Source organism: Microbacterium sp. H6, from assembly GCF_003314775.1.
Taxonomy (GTDB): Bacteria; Actinomycetota; Actinomycetes; order Actinomycetales; family Microbacteriaceae; genus Microbacterium; species Microbacterium oxydans.
In genome coordinates this window covers 1-5454 of the sequence record NZ_QOAY01000176.1, presented here as the reverse complement: position 1 = coordinate 5454, position 5454 = coordinate 1, and the positions used below count along the sequence as shown (strand labels likewise).

Genomic DNA, 5454 nt, shown 5'->3' with positions numbered 1-5454 from the left:
GGGAGCGGCGAACGGCACCGGCATCGTCGGCGTCGCCCCTGACGCGCGCGTCGCCTCGATCAAGGTCGTCAACGACGACGGCCACATCTACCCGGAGGCCAGCATCTGCGCGACCATGTGGGCTGCTGACCACGACATCCCGATCGTGAACCACAGCTACTACGTCGACCCCTGGTACCTCTGGTGCGCTGATGTCGACTCACAGGGTGCGGCTCTCGAAGCGCTCCGTCGCGCGTACGCCTACTCCCACGACCAGGGCGTGCTGAACGTCGCCGCGGTCGGTAATGAGGGTCAGGATCTCGCCACCATGAGCACGGATGAGATGAGTCCGAACGACGGGACGCTCGAGCCTCGGCCGGTGAACTCCTCCTGTCTTCAGGCACCTGGCGCGCTGCCGGGTGTCATCGCCGTCGCTGCCGCGGATCAGGACGAGGCGACGGGCGCGATCGTGCGTGCGGGATTCTCGAACTACGGTGCGGGCAAGGTCACGGTTACCGCGCCGGGCTTCGTGTGGTCAGCAGTGCCGCGCCAGGACGACGGCTCCGTCTACGCGCTGTATCCCGGAACGTCGATGGCGTCCCCGCACGTGGCCGGGGTCGCCGCCCGCATCCTCTCGGAGACTCCAGGTCTCACGCCGGACCAGTTGACCCAGCGCATCACGGACACGGCGGATCCGCTCGCTGGGCTCAGCGCGGACCGGGTCGGGGCAGGACTCGTCGACGCCGGAGCAAGCTCGACTCCGGCGGTCGGCGTCTACTCGAAGGTCGCCCTCACCGGGCAGCCGTTCCGCGTCAACGGCAGCGGATACCCGGCGAACACCACCGTCGACCTGAAGATCGGCGACGCTGTCGAGAAGGTGCGTACCGACGGCGCCGGTCGCTTCGCCACCGTCTTCGACGTTCCCGCGGACGCACCCCTGGGGGAGGCCACCCTCACGGGCGGAAGCGCATCCGCCCCGGTCATCATCCGCGAATCCCCAGCGGCTCCGACTGTGGTCACCCCCGTCGCCGGATCGACGGTCTATGCCAAGAGCACGAACATCACGGGCACGGGAGTCCCCGGCTCTCTGGTGCGTGTGCACGTCTTCGTCGGCGAGCTCACGCCGTTCGTCCGGTTCGTGCAGGTAGGCATGGACGGTCGGTGGTCGACCACTGCATCACTTCCGCAAGGGGATTATGAGCTGACGGCGCGCACGTTCGTCGGATCGGACATGTCGGCCGTGACAGCCCCAACGAAGTTCTCCGTCCATACGGCATCCGCAATGTCGTACTCGGTGCAGATCGCCCCGCAGGCGGGCGCTGATGACAGCCTGATCCTTCTCGACCTCACGAACGCAGGGGCGTCGGGCGGGGAGGCCGTGGTGGACATCGACCTCGCCGACTACGACGGCTTCGAGGTCCCGGTGCCCCCGACAGGCGAGGTCGAGCGCACCGACAGGGGCCTGCGTTGGAAGCTCACGCTCGATTCGGCGCAGAAGGTTCAGCTGCAGATCCCGGTGAGTGCCGGCGCCGGTGACCTGTCGTTCCCGGTGATCGTCGTGAAGTAGCGCGTGCACGGGCGAAGACCGGTCCACTGTCTGCATATCCCTGTGCGATCGGCTTCGCCCCCCTACCCGTGGAGAGTGCGGCTGCGACGGGTCCGGGAAGATCCCCGCCGCAGCCGCGTGCTTGATTGCGGACCAGATGGTGAGCCGGGTGGCTTCACCGTCCGCCTGCGTGACGGATCCCCATCCTGTCGACGCGCCGAGCAAGCGTGGCATGAGCAAGACGACGAACGGGTGAAGTTCTTACGGTCGGTCGTCGGACCTCGCCCGCACCCGCCGCCAACGATGAGCGATGCCCGTGTCAGAGCCACTTCTTGTACTTGAACACCCCGAACAGGCCGACCGCGAAGGCGAGCATCGCGCCGATGGCCATCGGGTAGCCGAAGGCCCAGTGCAGCTCGGGCATCACGTCGAAGTTCATCCCGTACACGGTGCCGACGAGCGTCGGGGCGAAGATGATCGCCGCCCAGGAGGAGATCTTCTTGATCTCGTCGTTCTGCGCCAACCCGGCCTCGGTCTGACGCCGGGCGACCAGTGCGGAGTGCACGGTCAGCGCGTTCTCCAGGATCGCCCGGAACGAGTCGATCTTCTCGTTGACACGGATCGTGTGGTCGAGCACATCGCGCAGGGAGCGCTGCAGCTCCTCGTCGATGCGGTACTTCGCAGAGCCCCGACGCAGCCACTCCAGCATGCCGTTCAGCGGATGCACCGCCCGCTGGAAGTTGATCACCTCGCGGGACAGCTCGTAGATGCGGCGGGAGAGCGCGCTGTCGTCGTCGCCGTCGCCGAAGAGCTGGTCCTCGATCTCGTCGATGTCGTTCAGCAGCCCTGCCACGATCGGCTCGTACCCGTCGACGACCTCGTCGAGGATCGCGTAGAGCACGGCCTCCGGTCCCATCGCGAGCAGCTCGGGGTTCGCCTCCATGCGGGCGCGCACGGCGGCGAGGTTCGGGGATTCGGCGTGCCGGATCGTCACCACGAAATCGGGGCCCACGAACAGGTGCAGCTCGCCGAACTCGATCGACTCCTCCTTGTCGCGGTACCGGGCGGGGCGGAGGACGGCGAACAGGGTGTCGCCGTAGCGCTCCACCTTCGACCGCTGGTGGCCGGACAGGGCGTCCTCGACGGCCAGCGGATGCAGGTCGAACTCGCGAGCGACGGACGCCACTTCCTCCGGGCTGGGTCGGTACAGGCCGATCCACGCGATGCCTCCGGCGGCGTCCAGCATCCGGTAGGTCTCGTCCAGGTTCTTGGGGGTCTCCACGCGACGTCCGTGGACGTACACGCCGTTGTCGATGAGGGCCATGATCGGCTCCGTTCTCGCAGGCGCACGGCAGCGGAGAGCTCCGTGCGCGGTTCGTCAGGGGGCGGATGACGCCGCCGACGGCTGCGGGGAAGGACGTGCGAAAGCGGACCAGAGGGTCAACGCGCTAGCGCAGGGAGTCTCGACGCAGCGAAGGCGGCGTCGTAACTATCACCGGACATCGCCATCACCACCTTTCGGGACTCGTCGGGCCGAACGACCCAAGGGGTCAGCATACTCCTCGATGCTGAGCGCCGGCCCCGCTGGGGCTGCCTCGACCCGTCGGCTATCAGGATCCGCCTTCGTTCGGGTCGAAGGCGGATCCTGATCTGCCGACTCGCGGCGCCCCGACCGCAGTCGGGTGATCGGGCGTGCGGCCCGGTTCAGTCAACACCGTATAGCGACCTTTGTCCAGGGTCGATGGACGATGGTCGGAGCTTCGGTGGATCAGACGAGCGTGACGACCTCGCCGCCGCGAGCTGCCGAAGCCTGGGCGGCCTTGGCGATCTCGACGGTACGGATGCCCACGCCGGCGTCGGGCTGCGGCTGGCGTCCCTGGCGCACGGCGTGCACGAACTCGTCGAGCAGGAGCGCGTCGAGGTCGGCGCCCACAGGGTTCCATGTCTCGCCGCGCGCATCGTGCCCGGCGACGCCCTTGGCGAAGGGGCTGACGGTCACGGTGCCGCGCTCGGCGATCACCTGCAGGGTGAGTCCACCCCAGGTGGCCGAACTCATCGGCCAGCTCCAGGAGCAGTCGATCGTGGCGATGACCCCACTCGGGTACTGGATCGTCACCAGGGCGCCGGTCTCGACCTCGAGGTCGCGCTCCGCATGCAGGATCCCGTTCGACACGGCGCGGACGGACTGGGCACGTTCGCCGAGCAGCTCGTCGAGCAGATCGGCGCAGTGCACGACATGGTCGACGAGTGCGCCGCCCCCCGCCAGCTCCGGATCCGTGAACCAGGTCCGGTCCTGCGGAAGCTTGCCGTTGTTGATCCCGGTGACGCCCAGCACCGTGCCGAGGCGTCCGCTGCGCAGCTCGGCGATCGCATCGCGCACGCTCGGGGCGAACCGCACCGGATAGGCGACCATCAGGATCACACCGGCACGCTCGCACGCCTCGCGCATCGCGATCGCATCCTCGACCGTCGTGGCCAGGGGCTTCTCGCACAGCACGTGCACCCCGGCGGCGGCCGCGCGCTCGACGAGGGCGCGGTGTCGGGAGTTCTCCGCGGCGATCACGACCGCATCGGGTTTCCAGGCGAAGGCCTCGTCGTAGGTCTCGACGTAGGCGACACCGAGCTCCGCCGCCAGTGTCGCTCCTCGGGGTGCGTCGTCGGGCGCCGTGGCACCGTCGGGGTCGGCGGCGATCAGCTCGACGCCGGGCATCGCGTTGAGCGCGTGGACGTAGCTCAGAGCGTGCGTGTGCGCGAACGAGAGGACGGCGATCCGCAGCGGGGTGGTGGCGGTCATCGAGTGGCCTCCTCGGCCGTGCGTGCAGATGATGTGGGAGTGGTGACGGTCAGAGCGACCGGGGCGCCGGAGGCGATCGAGGCGTACGCGCCCTCGGCGACGGCGACGGCCTCGATTCCGTCCGCCGGGCTGACCCTGGCGTCGCGCCCCTCGCGCAGGGCGGCCACGAAGTCGGCGATCTCGGCGAAGTACGGGCTCTCCTGCGGCGACATCGGCGGCAGGTAGTCGGTGTCGGCTTCGGGAAGCACGGCGTCGGTGCGCAGCGCGTTGTCCTCGGCGCTGTCGTAGCGCAGGCGACCCTCCGACCCCGCGACCTCGACGCTCGTGCGGAACGGCATACCCGGCGCGACCCAGCTGCCGTGGATGTGACTGATGACGCCGCTGCGGTGCGTGAGCACGACGTGTGCAGTGACCGGTGCGGGCACGCGGTCGTCGACGGTCGGCGGGTTCTGTACCGTGTAGACCGACTCGACGGGTCCGGCGAACCAGACCGCCTGGTCGATGTCGTGGATCATCAGGTCGCGGATGACACCGCCGCCCGCGCGCTCCGAGAAGAACCACGGGGTCTGCGGGGCGGAGCCTGCCCGACTGAACCGCTGCACGGCGAGCGTGCCGATCCGACCGGCGTCGATGCCCGCCTTGATCTGGGCGTACTCGCCCATGTACCGAACGACGTGGGCGGGGAACAGGCGCACGCCCGCTTCCTCGGCGGCGCGGGCGACGGTCGCTGCGATCTCAGCCGTCTCCGCGAGCGGCTTCTCGCAGATCACGTCGAGCCCGCGGGCGATGGCGCGCAGGGCGAAGTCGGCATGCGTGCTGCTCGGGGTCACGATGTCGACGATGTCGACCAGGCCGATGAGAGTGTCGACATCGTCGACGAGCTCGAACCCGTACTCCGCGGCGATCTCCTCTGCTCCGACGAGCGAGGTGACGTAGCCTTCCACCCCGAGCGCCCGCCAGGCGTCGGCGTGCACGCGGGAGATCCCGCCCGCGCCGATGAGTCCGACCTTCAACGTGCTCACTGCTTCTCCTCGGTTGTCTCGTCGGTCGGGTCAGCGGCTACCGAAGGTGCGACCCGCAGGGGGGTGATCGGCGGAGCCGGCATGTCCTCGATGCCGTAGATCTCGGCGGCGAG

4 protein-coding genes are annotated in these 5454 nt (G+C 68.8%); 1 reads left to right on the top strand and 3 read right to left on the bottom strand.

Annotated features, from left to right (window positions below):
• Positions 1 to 1546 (top strand): S8 family serine peptidase (locus DSP71_RS11415; RefSeq protein WP_147251301.1); only part of this gene is annotated, 1546 nt, incomplete at its 5' end.
• A 298-nt stretch (positions 1547 to 1844) separates the two neighbouring features.
• On the opposite strand, the gene DSP71_RS11410 is transcribed toward DSP71_RS11415, so the two are convergent.
• The 3 genes from DSP71_RS11410 to DSP71_RS11400 all read right to left on the bottom strand — a co-directional run bounded on the left by DSP71_RS11410 (position 1845) and on the right by DSP71_RS11400 (position 5341).
• On the bottom strand, positions 1845 to 2849 hold the full coding sequence (locus DSP71_RS11410; RefSeq protein ID WP_045263009.1) for a magnesium and cobalt transport protein CorA: 1005 nt from the start codon (positions 2847 to 2849) through the stop codon (positions 1845 to 1847).
• Positions 2850 to 3293: 444 nt separating this feature from the next.
• Positions 3294 to 4319, bottom strand: a complete 1026-nt coding sequence (locus DSP71_RS11405; RefSeq protein ID WP_113681144.1) for a Gfo/Idh/MocA family protein — start codon at positions 4317 to 4319, stop codon at positions 3294 to 3296.
• Complete coding sequence (locus DSP71_RS11400) at positions 4316 to 5341, bottom strand: Gfo/Idh/MocA family protein (protein ID WP_113681143.1); 1026 nt, start codon at positions 5339 to 5341, stop codon at positions 4316 to 4318. The genes DSP71_RS11405 and DSP71_RS11400 overlap by 4 nt, the downstream gene beginning before the upstream one ends.
• Positions 5342 to 5454 lie beyond the last annotated feature (113 nt).